Origin of the sequence: Mesorhizobium sp. B2-4-15 (assembly GCF_006658505.1) — a bacterium.
Taxonomy (GTDB): Bacteria; Pseudomonadota; Alphaproteobacteria; order Rhizobiales; family Rhizobiaceae; genus Mesorhizobium.
In genome coordinates this window covers 116502-141936 of the sequence record NZ_VFUZ01000006.1, presented here as the reverse complement: position 1 = coordinate 141936, position 25435 = coordinate 116502, and the positions used below count along the sequence as shown (strand labels likewise).

18 protein-coding genes and 1 pseudogene are annotated in these 25435 nt (G+C 60.5%); 13 read left to right on the top strand and 6 right to left on the bottom strand.

Going from position 1 to position 25435, the window contains the following annotated elements; all coding sequences use genetic code 11:
* Together FJ930_RS09760 and FJ930_RS09755 are read left to right on the top strand one after the other, a co-directional pair.
* Complete coding sequence (locus FJ930_RS09760; protein WP_141837133.1) at positions 1–2217, top strand: exopolysaccharide transport family protein; 2217 nt, start codon at positions 1–3, stop codon at positions 2215–2217.
* 76 nt (positions 2218–2293) lie between these two features.
* Positions 2294–4519 (top strand): lipopolysaccharide biosynthesis protein, encoded by a 2226-nt coding sequence (locus FJ930_RS09755; RefSeq protein ID WP_141837131.1) that lies wholly within the window; start codon positions 2294–2296, stop codon positions 4517–4519.
* Here the strand turns inward: FJ930_RS09755 and FJ930_RS30345 are convergent.
* Both FJ930_RS30345 and FJ930_RS09745 read right to left on the bottom strand, forming a co-directional pair.
* Positions 4405–5010 carry a hypothetical protein gene (locus FJ930_RS30345; RefSeq protein ID WP_246676851.1) on the bottom strand — a complete coding sequence of 202 codons (606 nt, stop codon included), beginning with the start codon at positions 5008–5010 and terminating at the stop codon, positions 4405–4407. The two genes, FJ930_RS09755 and FJ930_RS30345, sit on opposite strands and share 115 nt — an antisense overlap.
* 100 nt (positions 5011–5110) lie before the next feature.
* Positions 5111–5788, bottom strand: coding sequence for a helix-turn-helix transcriptional regulator (locus FJ930_RS09745; RefSeq protein ID WP_141837129.1), 678 nt, complete (start codon positions 5786–5788; stop codon positions 5111–5113).
* Positions 5789–6079: 291 nt separating this feature from the next.
* Here FJ930_RS09745 and FJ930_RS09740 point away from each other — a divergent pair, with 291 nt between their 5' ends.
* Entirely contained in the window at positions 6080–7822 is a 1743-nt protein-coding gene (locus FJ930_RS09740) for a PAS domain S-box protein (RefSeq protein ID WP_141837127.1), read from the top strand.
* Between the two features lie 97 nt (positions 7823–7919).
* Here FJ930_RS09740 and FJ930_RS09735 read toward each other — a convergent pair whose 3' ends face one another.
* Entirely contained in the window at positions 7920–8597 is a 678-nt protein-coding gene (locus FJ930_RS09735) for a response regulator transcription factor (protein ID WP_140749457.1), read from the bottom strand.
* A gap of 566 nt (positions 8598–9163) precedes the next feature.
* Between FJ930_RS09735 and FJ930_RS09730 the strand changes: the two genes are divergently transcribed.
* From FJ930_RS09730 to FJ930_RS09690, 9 genes are all read left to right on the top strand, one after another.
* Entirely contained in the window at positions 9164–9886 is a 723-nt protein-coding gene (locus tag FJ930_RS09730) for an NDP-sugar synthase (RefSeq protein ID WP_140612108.1), read from the top strand.
* A gap of 47 nt (positions 9887–9933) precedes the next feature.
* On the top strand, positions 9934–11070 hold the full coding sequence (locus FJ930_RS09725; RefSeq protein ID WP_141837125.1) for a DegT/DnrJ/EryC1/StrS family aminotransferase: 1137 nt from the start codon (positions 9934–9936) through the stop codon (positions 11068–11070).
* A complete protein-coding gene (locus FJ930_RS09720; RefSeq protein ID WP_141837124.1) occupies positions 11067–11741 on the top strand; it encodes a sugar transferase in 675 nt (224 codons plus the stop codon). The genes FJ930_RS09725 and FJ930_RS09720 overlap by 4 nt, the downstream gene beginning before the upstream one ends.
* 45 nt (positions 11742–11786) lie before the next feature.
* Positions 11787–12791, top strand: a complete 1005-nt coding sequence (locus tag FJ930_RS09715; protein WP_141837123.1) for an NAD-dependent epimerase/dehydratase family protein — start codon at positions 11787–11789, stop codon at positions 12789–12791.
* Positions 12788–14065, top strand: coding sequence for a hypothetical protein (locus FJ930_RS09710; RefSeq protein ID WP_141837121.1), 1278 nt, complete (start codon positions 12788–12790; stop codon positions 14063–14065). The genes FJ930_RS09715 and FJ930_RS09710 overlap by 4 nt, the downstream gene beginning before the upstream one ends.
* Positions 14052–15311, top strand: a complete 1260-nt coding sequence (locus tag FJ930_RS09705; RefSeq protein WP_141837119.1) for a polysaccharide biosynthesis/export family protein — start codon at positions 14052–14054, stop codon at positions 15309–15311. The genes FJ930_RS09710 and FJ930_RS09705 overlap by 14 nt, the downstream gene beginning before the upstream one ends.
* Before the next feature lie 87 nt (positions 15312–15398).
* Entirely contained in the window at positions 15399–16310 is a 912-nt protein-coding gene (locus FJ930_RS09700; RefSeq protein ID WP_246676850.1) for a methyltransferase domain-containing protein, read from the top strand.
* A gap of 398 nt (positions 16311–16708) precedes the next feature.
* Positions 16709–18421 (top strand): type I secretion system permease/ATPase, encoded by a 1713-nt coding sequence (locus FJ930_RS09695; protein ID WP_246676849.1) that lies wholly within the window; start codon positions 16709–16711, stop codon positions 18419–18421.
* A gap of 26 nt (positions 18422–18447) precedes the next feature.
* Positions 18448–19791: an HlyD family type I secretion periplasmic adaptor subunit gene (locus FJ930_RS09690; RefSeq protein ID WP_141837303.1), complete on the top strand. Its 1344-nt coding sequence runs from the start codon at positions 18448–18450 to the stop codon at positions 19789–19791.
* 138 nt (positions 19792–19929) lie between these two features.
* Here FJ930_RS09690 and FJ930_RS09685 read toward each other — a convergent pair whose 3' ends face one another.
* A complete protein-coding gene (locus FJ930_RS09685; RefSeq protein ID WP_141837115.1) occupies positions 19930–21351 on the bottom strand; it encodes a hypothetical protein in 1422 nt (473 codons plus the stop codon).
* A 625-nt stretch (positions 21352–21976) separates the two neighbouring features.
* On the opposite strand from FJ930_RS09685, the gene glmS reads away from it, so the two are divergent.
* On the top strand, positions 21977–23800 hold the full coding sequence (glmS, locus tag FJ930_RS09680; RefSeq protein WP_141837112.1) for a glutamine--fructose-6-phosphate transaminase (isomerizing): 1824 nt from the start codon (positions 21977–21979) through the stop codon (positions 23798–23800).
* Between the two features lie 109 nt (positions 23801–23909).
* Here the strand turns inward: glmS and FJ930_RS30340 are convergent.
* A pseudogene (locus FJ930_RS30340) lies at positions 23910–24020 on the bottom strand (GIY-YIG nuclease family protein); the annotation flags it as partial.
* 71 nt (positions 24021–24091) lie between these two features.
* A complete protein-coding gene (locus tag FJ930_RS09670; protein WP_141837110.1) occupies positions 24092–25372 on the bottom strand; it encodes an FAD-binding oxidoreductase in 1281 nt (426 codons plus the stop codon).
* Positions 25373–25435 lie beyond the last annotated feature (63 nt).

The following is a 25435-nucleotide window of genomic DNA, read 5'->3' as shown; positions in this document are numbered from 1 at the left end:
ATGGAAGGTTCCGTAGCTGGCCGCGCCAAACGTCCGCGCACCACGCAAATGGCCGTCGCTGCGCTTGAGACAAATCCGCGGATGAGGCAACCGCTAAGCGAGCCCCTGGAGCCGTCGTCTCCTTTCCGTCAGCTTGTCGTCACCTTGGCGACGAGAAAATGGTTCTTGCTTGCCATCGCCGTTCTGGGTGGCGTCCTTGCTGGTCTCGCCGGTCTTGCTCGTCCGGTGCTGTATGAGGCGGCGACGCAGGTAATCATCGACGCTCCAACCGGCGGTGCTACCTCGGGCAGCGCAGGGTCCGTTCAGGATTTGCTGGATTCGAGCATCGATGACCATCTGACGATGCTCTCCTCGCAAGCCCATTTGCGCCGAGTTCTGGCGTCGCTGCGCAAAGCGGAGGCAGCCAACGCTGCCGGAAAAAGTGGCTCCAGCCTCGTTCCCGCCGATCAGCACACTGCGGGCTCGTTCGTGGGCGATCTCCTGAACCGGGTCTGGCCACAGGGCAAGCCGGCGGCAGGAAGTCCGGAAGAGGCGGACGCGGCCGAGCTCAAGGCGCTTCGGAACGGAATGAGGGTCGGACAAGAGCTGCGGTCGCGGGTCATCACCATCGGCTTCACCGATGCCAATCCGGCTCGTGCTGCGCTTGTCGCGAACACATTCGCTCAGGTCTATATTGACGACCTCATACAGAAACGACGTGCATCGGATCAGGTCGAACTGCAATCGCTGGTCGCCGGCCTGCCGCAAGTGCAAAGCGATCTGGTCGACGCAACCAACCGTCTGGAGACGTATCGGCTGACCCACGGCGCCGTCGATCAAAGTGCGGCAAACAATGCGGCCAATGAGAGAGCGGAACTCAGCCGACAGATTTCCCTGTCGAAAGCCGATCTCTCCGCCTCGGAAGCGCGTCTTCAACGTATCGAGGATCTGCGGAAGGCGGGCGCGCCCGTTTCGGCGGTCGCTGAAGAAATCGGATCGCCGGTGCTGGCCGACCTGGTGGCTCGCCAGCCGGGCGCTGGTGCGGACGAGGATCTGGGGAATGCGATCAACCGTGAGATGGAACAGGACATCGCGCGCATCGCAGCCGAGGCAAAAGTCTACCGCGCCCAGGTCGCGGCGCTGGAAGAACACGAAAGGGTGCTCGACACGGCGGTGGCCGACACCGCGAGCCAGCTTTCCGGCTTGCGTGCCCTCGAGCCTCAGGTGGCCATCGTAACGCAGCGATACAACGAGCGCCTTGGCCGGCGACAGGATTTGATACAGCACATCGCCGCTCCTTCACCCGGTGTAGCGATCCTTTCGACGGCATGGCCACCGTCAACTCCGAAGACGCTCCCGGCAGTTTTCCTGGTCCCGCCCGGCATGATCGTGTTCGGCCTAATGGGCGCGATTTTCGTCATGGTCCGCAACGCCTTCAATCAGACCTTGCGCAGTGAAGCCGAGGCCGAAGCCGAGCTTGGGATTCCGTGCGTGGGGCTGCTTCCCAAGGTTTCGGGACTTCACGCGAAACAGTTGCAGCATCTGGTTCTGAGCCAGCTGACCTCGCCGTTCAGTCGTGCCGTGACGTCCGTTCTTGTCACCGCTGCGCCAACTCAGGGGAGGGGGCATCCGCCACACATCATCCTCATAACGTCCAGTCTCCAGGACGATGGCAAGACCGAGTTGGCATGGAGTTTGGCGCTTGCGGCAACACGGCTGGGAGGAAGGGTGCTTTTCCTCGACCTTGACCGCAAGGACGTGCGGCTCACGAACGAGTTTCGGGGCGAATTCAGCACCGTCAGGGCTCGCAACTCCTTTGGGGACTATGTGAGTGACCGCTGTGTGCTGCAGGACGCGGTCACGAGAATGCCAGAAATCGGCATCGATCTCATGGCCGCTCCAGCACCGTCGGATGACCTGCTGACGCTTCTGTCCACGGTGGACAGGTCCCAGTTTACCGATGAGTTGCTCTCGGTTTACGACGTCGTCATCATAAACGGACCCCTGGGCCTCGGAGGGCCCGAAACCAGGCTTCTGAAGCGCTGGGCGGATGCAGTGCTTTTTGCCGTCCGCTGGGCCAGGACGCGGCGCGGCATTGCCCGCGGCGTTCTGGAATCACTGCGAGCCGGTGGGTCCGTCAGCGTTCCCGTGGGAAGTGTGCTCACCCAGGTGAATCTCAAGAAGCATGCTGGCTACAGGCTTGGAGACAGCGCCGACCTCCTGCTGGCGAGGGTTTGATGAAGGCCGTCGTCTCCAGCCGCGAAGGAATATTCCCGGGAACCAAGTGCGTTCCCATGATGGGACCTGACCCGGAATGATCATCGAATTTTTCGGGTCCCCAGGATCCGGCAAAACAACGTTTGCGCACGCGCTCGCAGAGCAGTTGCGTGGGAAAGGCTATCACGCCAAGGTCGCTCTCAGCTACAAACCCGGCACCAGGGCCGGAAGCTTCGATCTCGGGATTTTTTTGTTCGTCTCAAGAATCGTATCGGCAATCCTTTCGACCGCACGAATATTGATTTCTTCCAGAGGAAGGCCGAACGATCTTTTCATTTCATTGTCGTTGGTACGGCTGATACCGCCAAAAAGGCGAATATGGCGCGCTCGAATCTGGCAATATATCTTGCACCTTTCGCGTCGCTGGAGCCGTGCGAAGCAATCGTCCGAAATCATAATATTCGATCAAGGATACGTTCAAGCGATTGGATCGCTGGCGGCATTCAACGGGAGCACTGATCATGCCACGCTCGCAAAGGCGCTCAGCCTCGCGCCGCCGGCCGACCTCACCGTCAGGCTAGTGGTGCCATCTGTGGTCGTGGAGAATCGCTTGCGGCGACGGATGGAGCGCGAGCCGCCGGCGGAGCGAATTTTCGAAGCTGACATGAACGTGAATATGCGTTCTCTTGGTGTGTTTGAATCTATAAATGATCTCCTCGCCATTTCCGGGCGAAAAGTCATTTCCGTGGAAAACGCCGACGGTCGATCGAAATTCAACGGCATTTGTAAGGTCGAGAAACAAATCATTTCCGCACTTTCGCGGACAGATAAGGGAGTTACGGCTGGAGGCCAAAGACAACGCTCTCTCGATAGCAGTGTCACCTCAGGTCTCGATACTCGGTTTTATGCAAAGTCTCCGAACCGTCCCACGGACGTTCCTCCCACGATCGCCGCGCCTTTGCGGAATAAGGATGTGGGCTCCCGGCTCGCTCGAGCGAGCGTCTTCGCTCTCTTGATCTATATCGGAGGTGCCGGACTGACCAGCCTTGCACAGCTGGCCATTGCACGGCTCATCGGGCCTCGCAACTACGGGATCTATTCCTACGTTCTGGCATGGACGTCCGTCCTCGCTTACCTGGCAACGCTCGGTTTCAACGTATCCTTGTTGCGTTTTGTACCTGCCTATAGAGCCAATGGCAGGCTTGATCTGGCACGAGGGGTGATCAAATTCGCGGTGCAAAGATCGCTGTTGGCGGCGTCGCTATTCGGGATAACGGGCGCTACCTTGGTTCTCCTTTTTTCGGATCATACGCAAAACGGACTTGATACAAGCATTATGCTTGGCATGGCGGCCGTCCCCTTGATTACCGCTTATGCTATCGGCGCTACGCTTGTACGTGCTTTTGGCGGCGTCGTCTCGGCGCTATTGCCGGAGCGCATCGTGCGAGATGGGCTCCTGCTGGTGTTGGTGGCGATGATGGCAAAGTCCGGATTGCGGGCCGTTCATGCGCCGGAGGTGATGCTGGCGGTGCTGATAAGCTCCGCGATCACGGTCGGGCTGGTGTTCATCACGGCGGCGAAGTTTGAACCGCCCGGCCTGCGGCAGGCCCGGCCCAGTTACGAAGCGAAGGAATGGTGGTTTGCCGTCCCTCCGCTCATGCTCATCACCGGTCTCGATGTGTTTGTCAGCCGGGCCGGAGTGCTGGTGTTGGGGTGGACCCAGCATATCCGCGAAGCGGGTATATTCGCCCTGGCGTTGAACGTCGCGATGCTTGTGGGGCTCTCCCGCATCGCCGTCGCTACCATGTTTTCGCCAACAGCGGCCGATCTGCATGCCAGGGGAGACCGCAAAGGCCTGCAGCAGCTGTTCGCGCGGGCCACCTTGCTTTCTGCTGGCGGCGCCATCGTGGTGGCCGTCCCGTTGATGGTGATTGTCGAACCGTTCCTGAGCTATTTCGGTGAGGGCTACAACGCGGGAACGCCAATCGCTCGGGTTCTCATCTTGGGATATATCTTTGTCGCGCTGTGCGGGCCTCAGCAGAATCTTTTGGCAATGACCGGAAACGAATGGGCCGCCGCCACGACCATGATTGCCGGTGCGGTGGCCAACATCATAGCCTGTGCCTTGGGCGTCGCGATGTACGGCCCGATTGGTGCTGCCGTGGGTGTCGCGCTTGCGCTGGGCATCTGGAGCGTTGCCATGGCTATCTATATCGGCAAGCGACTGAAGATCCTGCCTGGCTTGGTGTTTGTCCTGCTCTCGATCAGGCCAGGCGTGATCGGCGGCCAGCAGTGGAATTGGTTCTTGAGGGTTGGCAAATGACAGCTGTCGATCCTGCCGTGGTGTCCCTCACCATTGAACCGGATGCATGTTGAATAGGTATTGCGACCGGTGGTTCCCGCGCCCCTAGCTTGAATGAACGTTTGCCGTTCTCGGCTGGCGGGCCCTTCATGAGATCCCGGTACCATTCGACGAAACGGGCGCATGCCATCCTCGAGAGCTGTCGCCGGGGCGAGGCCGACAGCCCGGCGAAGATCGCTCACATCGGCGTGGGTCTCCAGTACATCGCCTTGAGGTAAGGGAACGTCGACGCGAAGGGCGCGGCGGCCAAGGGCCGTCTCGATGATCGCCATCAGGCGGTTGATTTCTTCGGGCCGGTCATTGCCGACATTGTAGGTCCGGATAGGTCCTGGTGCCGAACTCGCGGCGGGATCGGCCGTACGACTGTCCCAATCCGGATCCAGATGCGGCGGCATGGCAAGCAGGCGGACCACCCCTTCGACGATGTCGTCGATATAGGTGAAATCCGCCACACGTGGCCGGCCGTCCTACGGATCTCTGCAACGCAGCGCCGCGGTTGCGTTGCAACGCGATTTCCGATCGCGTGAATCCGGTGACACCCCGGCGCCTATCTCATGGCAGGACCGAAATGCGCCCCAGAAGCGCCACCAACTCCGCCTGGCGCCTTGTCTCGGTCTTGGCGAACAGCGAGGCGAGCTGGGAGCGAATCGTCGTGCGGCTGAGGTGCCAGCTGCGGGCGATCTCCAAAGGCGCGTCGCCATGAGCCAGGCGCAACGCCAGCTGCGTTTCCGCGCTGGTCAACCCGAACATTCTTTGCAATGTCTGAGGGTTTGCCGCCGACGTGTTCTCCCGATCCAGCAATGCGACGATGCTTGTCCCGTCAGGAGCGATGACGCCCGTCTCGTTCAGGATCACCGGCCTGTCGCCTCTGCTGCGGATCACCACCCATGACAGTGAGCCTGGCTGGAAATGCACCGGAACATTCGCAACCAGCCGCCTCAGCCCGGCAGAAAGCTCGCAGGCCGTATCGGCCGCTTCGCCTTGGCGTTCAAGCGTGTCTTGAGCGGCCGTGTTCCATTCGATTACTTTCTTGTCGCGGTCCAGCACGAGATAGCCGCAGCCGATGCGTTCAAGCATGCCGGTTATGGATTCCAAACTGCGTCGCTGCGGCCCGCCAATTCTGGCGTCTGATCGATCCGAGAAGTGTGTCGAGCGTACATGCCCAGTATCCCTCAACACAATATATTGGTTACCCGCAACCGTATCGTTGCGCCTGTCAATCAGTGTCATCGCTTCTACCCCAACCCTTGTTGCATTTGACGCAAGTAAATGACGTGTAAATTTACTTGCTTTGATTTCCGTCTTTCGACAGGGATCACACTCCTCTGGCTTGAATTTCGACACGGTTATAGAAATCCGCGTCAGGTTTCTTTCGCAGCTTTCGTTGAATGCGCGTTCCTGATGAGCCCTTCCGCAACTGATTCTAGTCCCCGGCAAAGGCGTGGCAATCCAGCAGTGGTATTAGGCTGCCCTGTCGGGGCCTAGTCTCGACGGGCTAGACGGAAGGTTGTAGTCTTGCGCATGGGTTCGCATCTGCGTTGGCTGGAATCGAACGTGTCAGGCACCCCGTTAGCTCATGTGGCTTCCCTATTGGTGCTGGCAGTATCAATAATATTCGAAGTAACAAGTACGGTATACGTTGGCCAGGACACGGCGTTTATGGCGTCTATTCCTGCTATTATTGTCGTTGTATACCTCGAAGGCCGTTTGGCCGGGATCGTTGCGACGCTTCTCATGGCCGCCGTCGGCTTGTGGGTACGACACGTCCTGAACGCTCAACTCTCTGCTGAAGATTGGACCCGCGCCATTTTCCTTGTGGTCTCGGGCGGCCTGATAGCGCTTGTGTTCCACCGCCTGCGACAGGATTTGCGCGGGGCGCTTGAGGTTGCGGAGGCGAGGCTTGCCGCCATCGATGCGGCCGAGAGCCGTTATCGTTTGGCTTTCGAACGTGCCGCCTTGGGTTTTGCAAACACCAATCGACGCGGCGAACTGCTGCAATCGAACAGACGCCTCTGTGAGATGACAGGCTACGCGGAACGGGAACTTGCCCAGCAACCCCTCGAGGCATTTGTTCTTCCCGACGATCGAGATGCCGTGCGGGAGTTGTTGAGAGACGTGGACAGTGGCGCCGCATCATCCGCCGCGGACATTCGCCTGCTGAGAAAGGACGGCAAGATATTCTGGGCGCGTCTGGCCGTGTCTTCATCGCGGCCTGATGAGGTCTCCACCGAGAGCGTGTTCGTGGTGGTCGACGACATTTCGGAGCGACGAGCGGCTCGCGAGGCGCTCCGGGCTCAGAAAGAGTGGCTTGATCTCGCTTTGTCTGCCGGACGCCTGGGAACGTGGCAAATCGATCTCAGGGAGGGGACGGTCGCGGGCTCCGACAAGTTCTGGGACATTCTCGGTCTGCCGCCAACGCCCGTCCGCCGCTTGGAAGAGCTCTCGGCCGTGATTCATCCGGCCGATTGGCCGAAGCTGGCGGCTTCGACCAAACCCTCTTCGGCGGTGAACTACGACGTCGAGGTCCGTGTCCGGCGGACGGACGGCCATGTGCGCTGGATCGCTCTGCGCGGACGCCAGGAAAGACACGGCGATCGCCAGTTGCGCATCGGGGTGGCTGCCGATCTCACCGAGCGCCGACAAACCACACTTCTGCGCGCGGCCGTAAAGAAACGCGAGCGCATCATGCGCGAAGAACGCCATCGGTTCAGCAACCTGTTCCCAGTGATCACAGCCCTGGTGAAGATGATCAATGTTCCCGAGAACGACGTCGCCAAATACAAGGAGATGCTGGTCGATCGGATCAAAACGCTGGAAGCGACGCATCTGCTCCTGTCAGGTCATAGCGGTATTTCAGGGATGCTCCACGATCTCGTGGCCCAGGAACTGCAGCCTTTCAAGGAGACACGGGACATTAAGATCAGCGGCCCTTCCATTGTCGTGCCAAGTGGCGCGGCCGAGAGCTTGGCAATGGTTCTTCACGAACTGACGACCAATTCGGTGAAATACGGCGCGTTGGGTAATTCGCAAGGCAAGGTCGACGTGAAGTGGGAGTTCGCATCCGACGGCGCAGGTGATGATGTCGTCTTGGACTGGGTGGAATCAGGACACCGCAACAATTCAGGCATCGTGCGCCACGGTTTCGGCTCCATGATCATCGGCGTGGACGGCGCGCCGCTCGTCGGTCATTCCCCGAAACTGGAAATATCGGAGCACGGACTGCGATATTCGTTACGGCTGTCGCGAAAGGAAATCGAACTGTAGAATGCGTCGTCCGTGAAACGGTCTCGTGGCGCTTTAGGTTCTCATCCTGGGGGACGTCCCGTTCCCAACCGCGGTTGCCCGCTATGGGCGACAGGCATCAGGTCACATTTTTCGATAGCCAGGTTTGCAGCAAAACCGCTGCTTCGGTCCGGTTTCGCACCCCAAGCTCGCGCAGAATGGCAGCCGCATGGATTTTCGTTGTCGCTTCGGCAATATCCAGATTGCGGGCGATCTCCTTGTTCGAATACCCTTCCGCCATCAGCTTGAGGACGTCCTTCTGCCTCGATGTCAGTCTAGCGAGATTGCCCGAGCTCACGCGCTGACGGGTCGGATTTTTCGCGGAGGGCTGCGCGGCGTAGGATCTTTGTCCGGCGGACGTTCGGGACAAGAGCGCCGGCACGTAGATCCGTCCCGATAGGATCTCGTTGACGGCCATCACGACTTCTTCATCCCTCTGGGATTTGACGATGTAACCGTGAAGTCCGATCGAAAGAGCGGTCAATATCTCGGAGCGCGAATCGTCTCCCGAAACGATCGCGAAGCGTGTATCAGGATAGGCGGACAGAACGTCGCCAAGAACTTCCTGATTAAACAGTCCGGGCATATTTAAATCGAGGATCGCAAGATCGATGGATGCCTGCTCCTCGAGAAGACTGACCACGGCGTCGAAACACGCAGCCTCGAATATTTCGGCACTTGGAATTCCAGCCGTAAGTGCCAGCCGAAGGCCGCGCCGATACAAGCCGTGATCGTCGGCGATGACGATCCGATACATTGAACTACCCCAACGCTTACTCGGCTCCGACGAGAAAACCCGCTGAAGCCTCCCGTTACTCTCTGTGATGAACCGAGCCGCGGTGGTCCCAAAATCGCAGCCAACCACTGGTCATGACATCACGATGATATCCACGGCGCTCCCATCCGAAAATATCAAGTATGGCTAATATAGTCCTAAATCGCGAAAAAGCTTCTGTTATTTTTTCTTAACTTTCGCGTGAGGTGCCTGCCTCCCGAACGATGCCGGGTGCCCGTTCCAATGTCCGGACGGTGGGGCCGTACAGCCTTTTGATGCCGGCACGACACATGCTGGCTTCGTTCGTCTCACGGTCAGGTCCTGAACGCTTGGATCAGCCCTTGATGTCGCGGCTATTTGATACCGGAAAGGCGTCGGATCGTTGCCATTCGAATGCACGACGACAGCCACCCCGGCGGTCACATACCCTTCAGTCATGATGTTCGGATTGCCGCCGAGAGTCGGATCGGATCTGACCGGGTGCCAGATCCGGATGAACTCGAACACGAAGTGCCCGGACACAGCCAACTGCAAATCAGGAGGATCGGATGAAAGCGGTGATTCAATGCGGTGGGATGGGTACGCGCCTTCGGCCCTTCACGTCGGTCTTGCCGAAACCCTTGATGCCGATAGGGGCTCGGCCGGTTCTTGAGTTGCTTCTGAAGTGGCTGCGGCGCAACGGCATAGAAGAGGTCTATATCACGACCGGCTATCTCGGGCACCTGATCCGCAGCGTCTGCGGCGACGGATCGCAATGGAATCTGAAGATCAGATACACGCAGGAAATGGAGCCGCTCGGCACCATCGGGCCTCTCTCCCTAATCAGGGATGAACTGAACGATACATTTGTCGTGCTCAACGGCGATGTTCTCACCGATCTAAGCCTCAGCCGGTTTGTCGCCGCGCACCGTTTGCACAAGGACCCGGTTACGATCGCCACGGCCTGCCGGCTGATCAAGATGGACTTCGGCGTCATCGACGAGATCGACAACGCCGTTCAGCTCTTTCGGGAAAAGCCGACACTTTCCCATCTCGTCAGCATGGGGATCTACTGCATGAACCCGGACGTCCTGCGGTTCATTCCTTCCGGCATACCATTCGGGTTCGATGACCTGATGCTCCAGATGATGCAGGGCGGCACAACCGTGCATGTGTACAAGCACGACGGTCTTTGGCTCGACATCGGTCGCGTTGACGACTTCCAGAATGCACAGGCGATTTCCTGGGAAGAGCAGTCGACCTCAATCGAGGTCGCCGCCGCGGCCGCATAGAGAATTCAGATGAGGCCGAACCGTAAATAAGAGTTCAGGAGGTCAAGATGCTCTTGGTGAGCGCCCCGATCCTAGGCGTGCCGGAGAAGGCAGCTCTTTCAAAAGTGATTGATAGCGGCTGGCTTACAATGGGAGAGAGGGTACGAGCTTTCGAACAGGCCTTTGCCGACATGCATGGCGCGCAGGATTGCGTAGCGGTCGGTTCCTGTACCGCGGCGCTTCATCTCATCCTGCATGCATTGGGAATTGGCCCGGGCGACGAGGTGCTGGTGCCGTCGCTGACCTTTGTGGCGACCGCCAATGCGGTGCTGTATGTCGGGGCGACGCCGGTCTTTGTCGATATCGAGTCGGTCGACGTGCCGTTGATGTCGATTGTGGAAGCCGAAGCGCGGTGCACGCCACGCACAAAGGCGGTCATTCTCGTTCACTTCGCGGGCTATCTCGCCAATCGGGAACAATGGCAGCGGTTCGCCCGTGCCCGAGGGCTGCATATCATCGAGGATGCCGCGCATGCGCCCGGCTTGAGGTCGGTGGGGACATTCGGCGCCGCTGCTGCCTTCAGTTTCTATGGCAACAAGAACATGACGACGGCGGAAGGGGGGGCCGTGATTGCTCGCGACCCCGATCTGCTCGACCGGGTTCGCCAGGCCCGCGGGCACGGGATGACCACAGGGACGCATCAGCGGCTGAACAGTCGCACCCCGCAATATGATGTCACCATGCTTGGCTTCAACTACCGCATGGATGAGTTGCGCGCGGCGATCGGACTGGTTCAACTCGAGAATCTGCAAGAGTGGAACGAAATCAGGCGTATCCTGGCCGTCCTGTACCAGCGCCTCATCGCAGAACGTTGCCCCGCGGTGACAATTCCCTTCAGCGAACCCCGGACGTCGGCTTACCACATCATGCCGATCCTTTTGCCGCGCTATGCGAGGCGGCAGGACATTATCGATGAACTGCGGACACAGGGCATACAGACCACGATTCATTATCCACCGGTGCACCAGATGACATTCTATCGTGAGCGTTATCCCGGCATCAATCTGCCGCGGACAGAGGATTTTGCTCAGCGAGAACTAACAATTCCACTGCACCCCCAGATCACTTCGCCTGTCGCCGAGGCGGTTGTGGCCGCGCTCGCAGCCGCGCTCAACAGCGGCGCTCAAACAGGAACTGCGGCATGAATGCGACGGACCTTTCCTTTCACCGGCGTCTCGTCTCAAGCCCCACGCATGGCTTCGCGAGACGCGCGATCGATCTTGCGGTCGCAGGCGCCGCGACCGTCATTTTGGCACCGCTGATGCTGCTGATTGCCGTAGCGCTTCTGCTCGAAGGCGGCCGCCCCGTCTTGTTCGTACAGACCCGCATGGGCGTGGGTGGCCAACCCTTCCGCATGTACAAATTCCGCAAGTTTGGCGTGGACTGCAGCCCCCATGGGTTCGCGCTGACCGTCGTGGGCGACAGCCGCATGACGACGGTGGGCCGGTTCCTCGCCGCGACAAAGTTCGACGAGTTGCCACAGCTGTGGAATGTCCTCAAAGGCGAGATGGCGATCGTCGGGCCGCGACCCGAGAGCCTGGCGTTCGCCGATTGTTTCCGGGGTGGCCTGGAGGCCGTCCTGCAATACAAGCCTGGCCTGCTGGGCCCGACCCAGGTTCTTTTCCGGCACGAGGCTCATTTCTTTCCACAGTCCGTGGATCCGATCCTGTTCTACCGGGAGGTTATGTTCCCCGCCAAGGCCAAACTCGACCTCTCCTATTATCCGCAGCGCACCATCGTCTCCGACATCGTCTGGATGCTGCGCGGCTTTCTGGCTGTTGTCGGCTGGGTTCCATCACCGCCGATCGACGTATGAAACCCAAATGGGAAGTTCCCCAGTCAGCCAAGGGAATGCGCGGTCATGAGTTACAACGGCAAGAAAGTTCTGGTGACGGGCGCGGATGGGTTTATCGGCTCGCATCTCACCGAAGCGCTCGTTCGCAACGGGGCGGATGTCACGGCTCTGGCGCTCTACAATTCCTTCGACAGCCACGGGTGGCTGGACGATTTGCCGGACAACATTCGGAGCCGGCTGAAGCTTGTCCGCGGTGATGTCCGCGACTGCGCGTTCCTGAACCGGATCATGCGTGGCCAGGCCGTTGTGTTCCATCTGGCTGCCCTTATCGCGATTCCATATTCCTATGCGGCTGCCCAGTCCTATGTGGAAACCAACATCCTGGGCACGGTGAACGTCCTCGAAGCGGCGCGCCAATGGGAGACGGAGCGGGTGGTGCATACCTCCACGAGCGAGGTCTATGGAACCGCCCTGACCATGCCCATCCGCGAGACTCATCCACTACAGGGACAGTCGCCATATTCGGCCTCCAAGATCGGTGCCGACATGATGGCGGAATCCTACGCCAGGTCGTTTGACGTCCCAGTCGTGATCATGCGGCCGTTCAACACATATGGTCCTCGTCAGAGTGAGCGCGCCATCGTGCCGACCATAATCCGGCAGGCCCTCGACCCGAATTGCCCGGCGATCATGGTCGGCGACACAAGCCCGATCCGCGACCTGACCTTTGTCGAGGACACCGCGGCGGCGTTCCTGACTGCGGGCCTTGCCGGGCTTGAATTCGGCCACGCCTACAATGCCGGCAGCCAACGCGCGGTGACCATCTCCGACGTATTGGATCTTGTCCTCGAGTTGAGCGGTTCCAAAAAACCGGTCCATCGCGACGAAAGCCGTTTGCGGCCGCAAAATTCGGAGGTTCGCGCCTTGCTCGCGGATTCCTCGCGCTTTGAGAGTGAGGCTGGATGGCGGGCGCAGACCAGCCTGCGCGACGGGTTGCAGCGAACGATCGCATGGTGGCGGGCACGCCTTAGCGAAGGCCGGGTACGGCGCGAAAAGGGTTATATGACATGACCCTGCTCCGCCGGCATGTTTTGGCGCTGTTGCTGATTGCCGGTGCCGTATTCCTCAATATCTATACAGCCGGCGGACGGGCAAGCAGCGTATCGGAGCAGTCGGCGGCACCGGCGGCGAAGAACCTGCCTGACTATCTGCGCGAAACAAAGGATACGGCGTTCGGCACCGCGTTCGTGCGGATCACCAGACCCGGAATCCTCGGCCAAGGGATTGTATGCGGCAAGAAATACTGCACCCACCGTTATTCAAGCGCCCAGGCCTGGAACGCGGACCAGAGTCTTCTCCTTATCGTCAATGGTTGTGGTGCCATGTGCTTTCTCGATGGGCATACCTACGTTCCATTGTTCCGCCGCGACCGCTCGATCGAATGCGAATGGCATCCCAAGGATCCCAACCTGATGATTTGCGTTGGTGGCCGGCGGATTTCCACCTGGGCGCCACGCACCAATCACGAGGATATCGTATTCGTCTCGGCAGCCTATCGCAATCTGCAGTTCGGGCCCTACAAGGGCAATCCGAGCCGAGACGGCAACCGCATCGCGGTGCGTGCAACGCGCAATGACGGCAAAGCGGTGGTCTTTGGCTACGACCTCAAGCTGCGGCAGAAATTCCCGGATATCGATCTTGCGCAACTTCCGGGGACCACCAACGCCTGTTCGATCTCCCCGCTCGGGATCAACATTCTGTGTTCCCAGGGATTGCCGGACGGCAACGAACCGAGCTTCATCTTTTCGATCGATGGCGTCTTGCGCCAGAAGTGGACGGAGCATCATCGGCCCGGTCACGGGGACATGACCGTCGATGCCGACGGCGCCGAAATCTATGTCGGGATCAGCAAATCGGACCCCGACAAGTATCAGGTGATCAAACGCAGGTTGGTCGATGGCAAGGTCACCTCGCTGATGAAGTACGGCGAGGCCATGCATGCGTCCCTCAGGTCCCTGGACAGACCCGGCTGGGTGTTTCTGAGCTATGGCGGGACATCAGCCGAAGTGTCGAAGCACAAGGATTGGGCGCCCTATGCGCAGCAGGTCATCGCGCTGCGCACGGACGGCAGCGGAGAGGTCCGCCCTATCGTCAACACGCAGAACGCGCAGTTCGACTACTGGAACGAGACGCATGCCTCGCCATCTCCAGATGGCTCACAGGTGGTCTGGTCGAGCAATTGGGGCGTGCCTGGCGGCCCGGTGTACGATTTCGTTGCCCGTGTTGAATGGCCTTGGGAGCAGGTGTCGAACCAGAAGGAGATTGTTACAAATGGCCTTCACTAAACGAACCGTTCTTGCTTCAGTTGCCGTGATGTCGCTGACGTCTACGGCCGCCGCAGGCGACACCGGGCCCTATCAGCTGTCACCTGGCGATACCGTCGAGATAGGGATAGCCCCAATTCCGGAGCGAACGCAGCGCGCCGTGGTCCAGATGGACGGCAATATCGCCCTTCCCGAAGTCGGGATGGTCATGGTCGCGGGCCTGACGGCGACTCAACTGCAGACGCGCATGCAAGCGCTGCTGCCGACCAAGATTTTTCATGCGCGCCTGCCCGATGGACGGGAGCAAATGGTTGTCGTCCAGCCAAGCGACGTCACCGCCGTCATCGCCGACTACCGTCCGATCTACGTGATGGGCGACGTGCTTACACCGGGACAGCAGGCCTACCGTCCGCTCATGACCGTACGGCAGGCGCTCGCCGTCTCCGGCGGCTTCAGCCTTTTGCGGTCACGGGCAGGCCAGACCGGACCCGATCCGGTTGACCTCAGGCGCGATTACGAAACGCTTTGGGGCGACTACACCAAGGATTATTTTCATGCCGCCCGTATCCGTGCCGAACTTCAGGACCAGGCGGATTTCGACAAGCAGACCCCACAGGGATCGCCTCTTTCGCCTAGCATCGGAGCCGCGATCGCCCAGGCTGAAGCGGATGCGCTGAAGATTGCGCTGGGCGATTTCCAGCAGGAACAGACTTTTCTCGAGAAGGGCGAAAAGGACGCGGCCGATCAGATCGACGTTTTGCAGAAGCGCGAACAGGTCGAGGCCGAGGGTGTGAAGGCGGATCAGGAAGACCTTGCGCGCGTCACAAAGGTGTTTGAGTCAGGCAACCTGACCAACAACCGGCTCGCGGACGTCCGGCGCGCCTTGCTTCTGTCTTCAAGCGGCGCGCTTCAGACGTCGGTGGAGCTCATGAGGGCGCGACGCCAGCAGGAGGACTACGTCAGGCAGCACGAACGCAATGACAATCAGAGGAGGATTGGCTTGCTGACGGATCTGAAGGACACCAACGCGAGGCTCGCCGACGTCACCGCCAAACTCCACGCCGCCAGCGAAAAGCTACAACCGAGCGGAGCATCGGCCCAGCCATTGCCGATGGCCGGCGAAACGATCCGGGCCCAGGTCACCATCGTGCGCAAGGTCGGCAATGAGTGGCGCAAAATCTCGGCCGACGAGGACACGATCGTGATGCCAGGGGATACCGTCGAGGCCAAGTTCAGCAGTGATCTGCAGAGCGCGGCAATCCGGTAGGCGGCCTCGATCGCTGGCCGATAGAAACGGGCTTGGGAAACTCACTGTTCGATCAGGCAGTCGAACAGAACCGAACGGGAGATCCTGGTGAGGCTCAATTCCAAGCGAAAGTCGACGCGGTCGATGAACGCGGCTCAAATGGCCCAGCCGGCAAGTTATGCTTTCGATCCGCCTTTGGCGGCGCGAATTCCCTTGATCGAGTCCCGGACCCGTGGGCCCGAACTCTGGCAGGACCTGACGTCCAACCAGAAGGCCCACACGCAAGGCGACGGGGTGTCGGACGACTACAGGGCCAGCCATTGCGCGCCGGGCTATGGCGCGCATTACAACAGAACGCACGAATCCGGCTACTACGGCGCGCTGTGGGATAAAATCGAAAGGCCTCTGATCCTAGGCGTTCTTGGCCCGATGGGCGGAGCTGGCCGAAAGTGCCTCGATTTCGCATGCGGAACAGGTCGCATCACCAATGTCGCGGCTGGGCTCTTCGGCGAGGTGGTCGGCGTCGACGTCTCCAAATCCATGCTTGCCTGCGCGGAGGTTCCCCACAATGTGAGGCTGCTTCACACCGATCTGACGATGGAATCCTTCGACGAAACCTTCGATATCGTAACGGCATTTCGCTTCTTTCTGAATGCCGAGGATCGACTGAAACAGGAGGCGCTGAAAGCGATAAATCTGCAGCTGAAAGATGGCGGACGGCTGGTGTGCAATGTTCACATGAATGCGACGTCACCCATTGGCCTGGTCTGCCGGCTGCTCAATCGGTTGTTTGGACGCACAATCCGCAATACGCTAAGCGAAGCGAGGTTCAAGGAGCTCCTGACCGCGTCGGGATTCCTCGTCGAGGAGGTGATACATTACGGTTATCTGCCTCGGCCGGGACGCCTCTTGCCAGGGCTGTGCGAGGCGTTGATGGAACCTTTCGAGAAGGCGTCCAGAACCCTTCGCATCCCCGGACAACTGGCGCAGCATTTCCTGGTTGTTGCGAAGAAGCGCTAGAAAACGGAATCGCAAATAGCCAGGTGAAATGATTAGGAGCCGGGAACCGGCGCCTGCCCGCGGAGCGAATCACGCTCAAAAAGGATGATGCGTCGTCGGTCTCATTGACTGGAACGCTATCGATCCAGGCTTCCCGAACACCCTAAATGGCAGTTTTCCCCCGATTTGACGCGTCAGTTTCGGGTTTCTCTGGCTGGCGTCACGATTTCGCTGCATTTTGACTGAAGGGCACGTACGTTAGCGGGGCGTAATGTTAGAAAGCAAAGAGGGGAAACGCTCCTGAAAACCAAAAATTTGTCCATGGCCGCCGGAGCCAATGGGCCTGCGCGACTATTTTTTGCCAAAGGCCGCAGGTCATGACCCCCGGTGGAAGACGCTCGCCCGATCTGCGCGCCGCCATGCTTGGCACCGCGCCTGGGCTGATAGGTGTTGGCCTGTTCTCGGCGGTCATAAACATTCTCGCCCTGACCGGCTCCGTCTATATGCTGCAAATCTACGATCGCGTTTTGCCTTCGCAGAGCATTCCGACACTTGTCGGATTTACCATCGGAATGCTGGGCCTTTACGCTGTCTACGGCTTGCTGGATTTCGTGCGGCTTCGCCTCCTGGTTCGGATCGGCAATCGCCTCCACAGAAATCTGCAGCAAAAGGTCTTCGGCCTCTCGCTCTCCTTGCCGCTTATCGGCGGGCAGGATGCGAGCCGGATACAGCCGCTTCGTGATCTGGATCAGTTGCGCGGCTTCCTTTCCGGATTGGGACCGACCGTCATCTTCGACGCCCCGTGGATACCGTTCTATCTGCTGGTCATCTATCTCCTGCATCCTTCGCTCGGTCTGCTGGCAGCGAGCGGTGCGATTGTGGTCGTACTGCTCACCGTGGTCGCGGAAATCCTTGGCCGCGGACCTGCGGCGCGCGCGTCCGAGACACTCGTGTCGCAACGGACCCTTGCCGATTCCGGCCGCCGCAACGCGGAGGTTGTGCGCGCTATGGGCCTTTCCGGGCGGCTCGGCCGTCGTTGGGCCGAGATCAATCAATCATATCTCACGCACCAGGAACGGCTCTCCGATATTGTTGGCGCCACCGGCTCCCTGTCGCGGGCGCTCCGGATGGCCTTGCAATCCTGCGTTCTGGGGCTGGGTGCCTATCTCGTGATCGGGGGTGAAGCGTCCCCCGGTGTGATCATAGCATCTTCCATATTGCTGGGCCGCTCGTTGGCCCCGGTTGACGCGGCCATCGCAAACTGGAGGGGGTTTGTGGCATTCCGGCAAAGCTATTCCCAACTGGCAGCGGCGTTGGCCGCCTTTGGCGGCCATGGCGAACTCATGGAACTGCCGCGTCCACAGGCGATGCTTGCGGTCGAGGAACTGACAATAGTCCCGCCCGGCCAGCAAAAGCCCACCGTCACCAATGTCAGCTTCCACCTCTCCGGGGGAGCAGGCATGGCTATTGTCGGCCCAAGCGGCTCTGGCAAGACCACGCTTGTGCGCGCCCTGGTGGGTGTGTGGCAGCCGCTTCGCGGAACGGTAAGGCTGGACGAGGCCTCGCTCGACCAATGGGGGCAGGAACAGCTTGGCGCTCATATCGGCTACCTGCCGCAAGATGTTGAACTGTTTGATGGAACGGTTGCCGATAATATTTCGCGATTTGGCGGCAAGGGCGACGCCAAGGGCGTGCTGGCTGCTGCCAGGGCCGCGGGCATCGACAAGATGATCATGCGCTTGCCGGATGGTTTTCAAACACGGGTAGGCGAGGGAGGGGCGGCCCTGTCGGCCGGACAGAGGCAACTTGTCGGGCTTGCCAGGGCACTTTATGGCGACCCGTTTCTTGTCGTCCTCGACGAGCCGAATTCAAACCTGGACGTTGATGGCGATGCCGCCCTGGCCGGCGCGATCCTGGCGGTACGCCGGCGCGGAGGCATCGTCATCGTTGTCGCGCACCGTCCTTCCGCCCTCACCAATATCGACAAGGTACTCGTAATGTCGAATGGCATGCTGCACTCCTTTGGCTCGCGCGAGGAGGTCCTGGCCAACGTTATCCGGCCCTTCCCCTCGGCTGCTGAACGGCCAGCGTCGGTTGTTCCGATGCAGAAAGGGGTGAGCGGTCATGCGTGAGGTCCTGTTCCATGTCTGACGCGACGATGTTTTCATATGCGCCGATTGGCGATGGCAGCCGAAGGACCGAAGCCAGTTCGGCCGATGCGCCGGATGACATCCGGGCCAACCTGATACTGGGCGTGGCGGTCACGGTTCTGTTGATCGCCGGCGGAGGGCTTTGGCTTGGTTTGACCAAGATCGCCGGCGCGGTGATTGCGCCTGCCACGGTGGTGGTCGAAAGCAATATCAAGAAAGTCCAGCATCTGAACGGCGGCACGATCGGCGGTATCTTCGCGCAAGATGGGGACCATGTGCGGGCTGGCGATGTGGTGGCCAGGCTGGACGACACGCTGACTCGGGCCAACCTGCAGATCATCAGTGAGGATCTCGATCGCGCGACCGTTCGCCTTGCGCGGCTGGAAGCCGAGCGGCAAGGCCTGCCGGATATGCAGCTTCCGTCCAGCCTTCAGACGCGGATGGGCGACCCGGGACTGGCTGCACTCGTCAGCGGCGAGCGCGCTCTGTTCGAAAGTCGCGCTGCGGCGTTGACGGGGCAGAAGGCGCAGTTGCAAAGCCGCTCAAAGCAACTCGAACGCCAGATTGATGGTCTCAAGGCACAGCAGGCCGCGGAAGATCAATCCGTGACCCTGCTGGACTCGGATCTTGTCGACGTCCAGGCACTTTTTTCCAAAAAACTGGTGTCCAAGGAGCGGCTGAGCAACGTCAGGTTGGATGCCACCCGGGCGCACGGAGAGTCAGGGCGTCTCGCGGCGGCGGTCGCCGAGGCGCAGGCCCGGATCAGCGAGACCGAATTGCAAATTCTTCAGCTCGATGAACAAAGGCGCAGTGAGGTAACCAGCGAGCTGCGCGAAACGGAAGCCAAGCAGACCGAACTCAACGAACGTAAGGTTGTGGCGCAAGACGAGTTGACCAAAACCACCATCCGCGCTTCCCAATCGGGAACGGTGCAGGAATCCACCATCCACACAATCGGCGGCGTGATCGCTCCTGGGGAAGTGCTCATGATGATTGTTCCCGACGCCGACAACCTCGTCGTCGACGCGCTGATCCCTCCCTCACGCATAGATGACATTCGTCCAGGCCAGCGGGTCTCGATCCGTTTTCCGGCTTTCGATTCCGGCACCACGCCTGCTTGCCAGGGATCGGTCAAACGCATCTCGGCCGATCTGATCAAGGATCAACAGCGCCAGCTCTCGTATTTCTCGGCGCGTATCAACGTCGAGAACAAGGCGGCCTGCCTGACCGATGCCAAGGTGCTCAAACCGGGCATGCCGGCGGAGGTTCACATAAGCACCGACGAACGCAGCGTCTGGTCCTATCTGCTGAAGCCGCTTACGGATCAGATGTCCCGGGCCTTCCGCCAATGAATCACCGGAAGCGAGCCGCAAATACGAGCGACGCTTCCTCCTAAAGCAATTCCAGAAAACGGAGCGGTTTTCCGTCGGGGATTGCATAAAAACAAAGAGTTAGAGCGGGTCAACGATTCTATCAAACGCTGAACCGCTCTAAGACCCGGTGAGCGCCCTGCGGCGAACGCGGCGCGCGGCCCGCGCTGTTCGCTCCGCCGTTACGGGAGCCTTGGCCACATCGTTCTTGTGCGGCAAGGCGTTCGTGGCCACATGGAGTCTCTCGAAGGGCAGCAATTCCCTGATCCGGGCGTTGACCAATGCAATTTCGGCCCGCAGGTCTTCGCATTCCTGGCGGCGGATATCGAGTTGTATCTGATCGGACGCCTGCTGCAGTGAAAGCTGTGAGAAATTGGCGGTTAGCTTCGAAAGGTTCTGCTTGTCGGTCTCGGCCTCCTTGGTGAGAGCAGCCAACCTTTCATCCGCGACCTGCTTTTCCGCCAGCGCGTCGCTCCATTGAAGCTTGAGCTTGGCGATCTCGTCCGAGGCTCCTTTATTTGCGCTTGATGCGAGCTCCAGTCGCGCCTGGAGGTTCTGAATCTCGGAACGCAATCCTCTGATCTCGGCACGGTAGCGTTCGATCTCGGCGTTCTTGTCCGCCTCCGTGATACGGGCGGCTTCCGTCACCTCCGACAGTTTCGCCTGGGCGACCTCAAGCGACGTATGGAGCCGTGTCGCTTCCTTTTCGCTCTTGCCGAGCGCACCCAGCATTTCGGAGTTTCGCGCCGCTTCGTTGGCATGGATCGTGGAGAAGGCGTCGAGTCTGTGCCTCGCTTCATCTTCCCGCTTTAGCGCCTTTTCGAGGTCGATCGACAGGCTGACATTCTTTTCCCGCAACAGTTTGTTTTCGCGCGCGCGCCTGTCAGCCTCGACGGTTACGGCGGCAAGCGTGTTTGTGAGGTCTCCAAATTCCGCTTCGCTTTTTGCGGTCGCGTTCGCTGCCTCCACGAGTTCCAGCCTTGCCGCGGCCAGTGCGCCGCGAAGCGCCTCGCTGTCTTGAACCAGGCTTGCCTCGCGCTGCTGCAAAGTCTCCACAATGCTTTCCCGCTCATACTGCCTTCGGTTCAGGTCGTTGAGCTTGTCCGACAGGACCCTTTGCTCCGCGGTCAGGCTCTGATTCGCCAGTTCCAGTTCGTTGGCGCGGAGAATGTCGGCGTGAAGGATGTGGAAGAATTCGCGGGTCAGGTGATGCGTGCTTGCGATCTCCGAAAGTCTGGCGTTGATTTCCTCGAAATGGAGCTTCGCATCGCGAAACAGCCCATCGAAGGACGTCAAGGCAGCCATACGGCTCTGCGTATGAGAGGTCAGCCGTCGCGCGCTTTCCGGGGTGCTCGCGTCGTCTCCGGTTTGCGCGCCGTCGTCCTGCTCCACGGGCGCCTCGCCCAGGACGTCGTTCTCCGCCGGCGACAACAGGTCATCCAAATCAATGCACTCGTCGACAGCGTCGGCCAAGTCAGCTTCGAGTTCCTCGAACGACTTCTCCGCATTGTCGGCACGCCTGATCAGATCCCTGAGCTTCATGCTCTACATCCCCCTACGGCATGCCTGGACCCAGCAAGGCACGCGGACTGAGATACCTTTTGTACCGGGAGATCCGTTGAGCGTCTTCGTGCAATCAAACGATGCCAAGCTCCGGCGATTTAGCGCTGTCACCGCAGGAGTCGTCGAGAACTCGCGGGCGGCAGGCCTGAGGTTTGATGGTCGTCGATCACCTGCAAGGGCTGCCTTGGAGGCTCTCGCGCCAGGCAGCCCTTATTGCGTTCATCCTGAGGTCACCTGTTGCCTGAATTCAGCGCCGCTTTATCGGGCGGCCCGACAGCCTCTTGGAGGGGGGCATCAGGCGGCCGGGCCTAACCGGCTGTTGGGTGTGTTTTGGTTCGCCGGCTGAGCCACCCTGCACCTCATCCGATGAACGCGCATCATTCAAACGAACACTGCCGTCGCGATAGCATCACTCAAACCAGCTGCGTCAGGCCCAGGCCCGGACCAGCGTCCACTTGGATCACGTCGGTTTCAAGCACGACAGTCCGGGCTCCGATTAACGCATTGGGCTCCTTCAAATGAACGATCAGCCGGTAATCAAGGAGGGATAATGTGGCTTTTACGGCAATAGGGCCGGGATTCTGCCGGCAATGGAGGTAATGCCATGTGCGGTATCGTTGGGATCGTCGGCCACTCGCAGGTTGCGCCACTCATCCTCGCTACGCTGAAGCGTCTGGAATACCGCGGCTATGACTCGGCCGGCGTCGCCACCATCGAGCGTGGCAAGCTTGCCCGCCGGCGCGCCGAGGGCAAGCTGGTCAATCTCGAGCGGAGGCTGAAGGACGAGCCGCTCGACGGCACCATCGGCATCGGCCACACGCGCTGGGCAACCCATGGCGTGCCCAACGAGACCAATGCGCATCCGCATTTCTCCGAAGGCGTCGCCATCGTCCACAATGGCATCATCGAGAATTTCGCCGAACTGCGCGATGAGCTGACGCGCGACGGCTATTGCTTCGCCTCGCAGACCGACACCGAGGTCGTCGCCCATCTGGTGGCGCGCGAACTGGCCAGGGGGCTGCAGCCGGTCGAGGCCGCGCACCAGGCGCTGAAGCGGCTGGAGGGCGCCTTTGCGCTGGCCATCATGTTCAGGGGCGACGACAACCTGATCGTCGGCGCCCGCAACGGACCGCCGCTCGCCGTCGGCCATGGCGAAGGCGAGATGTTTTTGGGCTCCGACGCCATCGCGCTCGCCCCGTTCACCAATTCGATCACCTATCTCGAGGACGGCGACTGGGCGGTGGTGCGCCGCGACGGCGTCGCCATCTTCGACATCGGCGGCGAAAAGGTCGACCGCAAGCGCCAGCAATCGCTGTCGACCAGCTTCATGGTCGACAAGGGCAACCGGCGCCATTTCATGGAGAAGGAAATCCATGAACAGCCAGAGGTGATCTCGCACACGCTGGCCCACTATGTCGATTTCGTCTCCGGCGTGTCGAAGCCGCTCGACCTGCCGTTCGATTTCGCCAAAATCGGCCGGCTGGCGATCTCGGCCTGCGGCACCGCCTATCTCGCCGGCCTGATCGGCAAATACTGGTTCGAGCGCTATGCGCGGCTGCCGGTCGACATCGATGTCGCCTCGGAATTCCGCTACCGCGAGATGCCGCTGTCGGGCACCGATGCCGCCTTCTTCATCTCGCAGTCGGGCGAGACCGCCGACACGCTGGCTTCGCTGCGCTATTGCCGCAAGGCCGGCATGCGGATCGGCGCCGTGGTCAATGTGCGCGAATCGACCATGGCGCGCGAATCCGATGTCGTGCTGCCCACGCTTGCCGGCCCCGAGATCGGCGTCGCCTCGACCAAGGCCTTCACCTGCCAGCTGTCGGTGCTGGCCTCGCTGGCGGTGCGCGCCGGCGTGGCGCGCGGCGCGATCTCGACGGAGCAGGAAAAGACCCTGGTGCGGGCGCTTTCGGAAGCGCCGCGCTATGCCAACCAGGTGCTCAAGCTCGAGGCGCAGATCGAACGCATCGCGCGGGAGCTGTCACGCTACTCCGATGTGCTCTATCTCGGCCGCGACACCAATTTCCCGCTGGCCATGGAAGGGGCGCTGAAGCTCAAGGAGATCTCCTACATCCACGCCGAGGGCTATGCGGCGGGCGAATTGAAGCATGGACCGATCGCGCTGATCGACGAGAACATGCCGGTCATCGTCATCGCCCCGCATGACCGCATCTTTGAAAAGACCGTGTCGAACATGCAGGAGGTGGCGGCGCGCGGCGGCAAGATCATCCTGATCACCGACAGCAGGGGGGCGGCGCAGGCGAGCGTGAAGACGATGGAGACGATCGTGCTGCCGGACGTGCCCGAAATCATCTCGCCGATCATCTACGCGCTGCCGATCCAGATGCTGGCCTACTTCACCGCCGTGTTCATGGGCACCGACGTCGACCAGCCGCGCAACCTGGCGAAATCGGTGACCGTGGAGTAGGTTTGATCCTTTCGTCATCCACGGGCGGAGCAGGCGCGAAGCGACTGCGCAGACCCGAGGATTCATTCCGTGACCTTTGTGGCGGATCTAAACGGTGCAAAACCGAGCGCTACCACCCGGTCCCGCGGAAAAGCTCGAACCATTCTGGGTTGGCCTTTTCGATCAGTTCGATCTTCCATTGGCGCGACCAGCGTTTCAGCGACTTCTCGCGCTGGATCGAAGGCCAGTGCGACGGTGATCACGTCATCCATCGGGAAGTCGATCAGATCGAAGAACTCGCGCCAGATGTCGTCAAAGGCCGAACCGGTCCTTCACCCGCCCTGAAAGGATCGCTGCTTTCACCCCCAGCGGCCAGAAGCGGTGAAACCGGATCGGCTTGAGCGGGGATATGGGCATGGGAAATGGCGTTTCGCTGCCTCGCAGGCGCTGTGCCAAGGCTGCGCCTATCGCCGAGGCCATGGCGACGCCGCGCCCATTATAGCCGAGGCAGATCAGGATGCCGTCGTCCGGTTCATGAATGTGCGGAAGATGGTCCTTGGTGATCGCAACGCGACCGTTCCAGGCATGTGTCCAGCTTGCTCCGGCAAGCGCCGGCCAGAGCCGCAGCGCATAGTCGGTGAGGTAGCCAATGGCGGAGGCATCTTCGATCGGCCTCATCGGTCCCCGGCCGCCCATGAGAAGCCGGTTCTTGGCGTCGATGCGGTAGTAGACGGTGATATTGCCGGATTCGTAGACGACGGGCCTTTGAGGGAGAATCGTGGCCGCGACCGCCGGTGAAAGCGGTTCGGTCGCCGCGATCGCGCTGAACACCGGAACGAGCGATTGCTCCAGGCCCGGCCACAGGGCTCCTGTATAGCCGTTGGTCGCGACAAGCACCTTCTCGGCGCTGACTGAGCCGTTCGCTGTTCTGAGGACCCATCTTCCAGTCTCGCGCTTCAGGGCGAGGACTTCGCTGCCGCCGAAAATTCGCGCACCGGCATTCCGCGCGGCTGCTGCCAGGCCAAGGCTGTATTTCAGGGGATGGAGGTCACCGCCACGGGCGTCGAATAGGCCGGATATGTAGCGGTCGGTTCCGGTCTGCGTCGCCATCGCCTGTGCGTCCAGCACGCGTACCGGCATTCCCCGCCGCTCGCATTGCGCCGCGGTGATCCGAACCGCGGATTCCGGCTTTGGCCGTATGGCCGCGCGTATGGTGCCGTTCTGCCGCGCCTCGCAGGCGATCGACAGGCGCCTGATGAGACCGAAGGTGAAGTCCGGTGCGCCATAGGAGAAATCAATCATCCGCGGCCCGAGCTCAGGCCCGAACATCGCCTCGATCGTATCGGGATCGTATTTGAGGCCGGGATTGACCTGACCGCCATTCCGGCCAGACGCGCCCCAGCCCGGCTGGTAGGCTTCGAGCACGGCAACGTCGTCGCCCGCTTCCGCCAGATGCAGGGCGGTCGAAAGGCCCGTGAAGCCGCCGCCGACAATGACGACCCTTGCCCGTTGCGCCCCGGCAAGGGCGGGATAGTCGCCGGTGCCGCCGACCGTTTCGCGATAGAGACTCCTGGGTGGGCTGCCTTCAGGCATATTGGGCATCGTCAAGGTGACCGGGAGCAACGCAGGTCAAAAAGGCTGGGCTGAAACCATTGG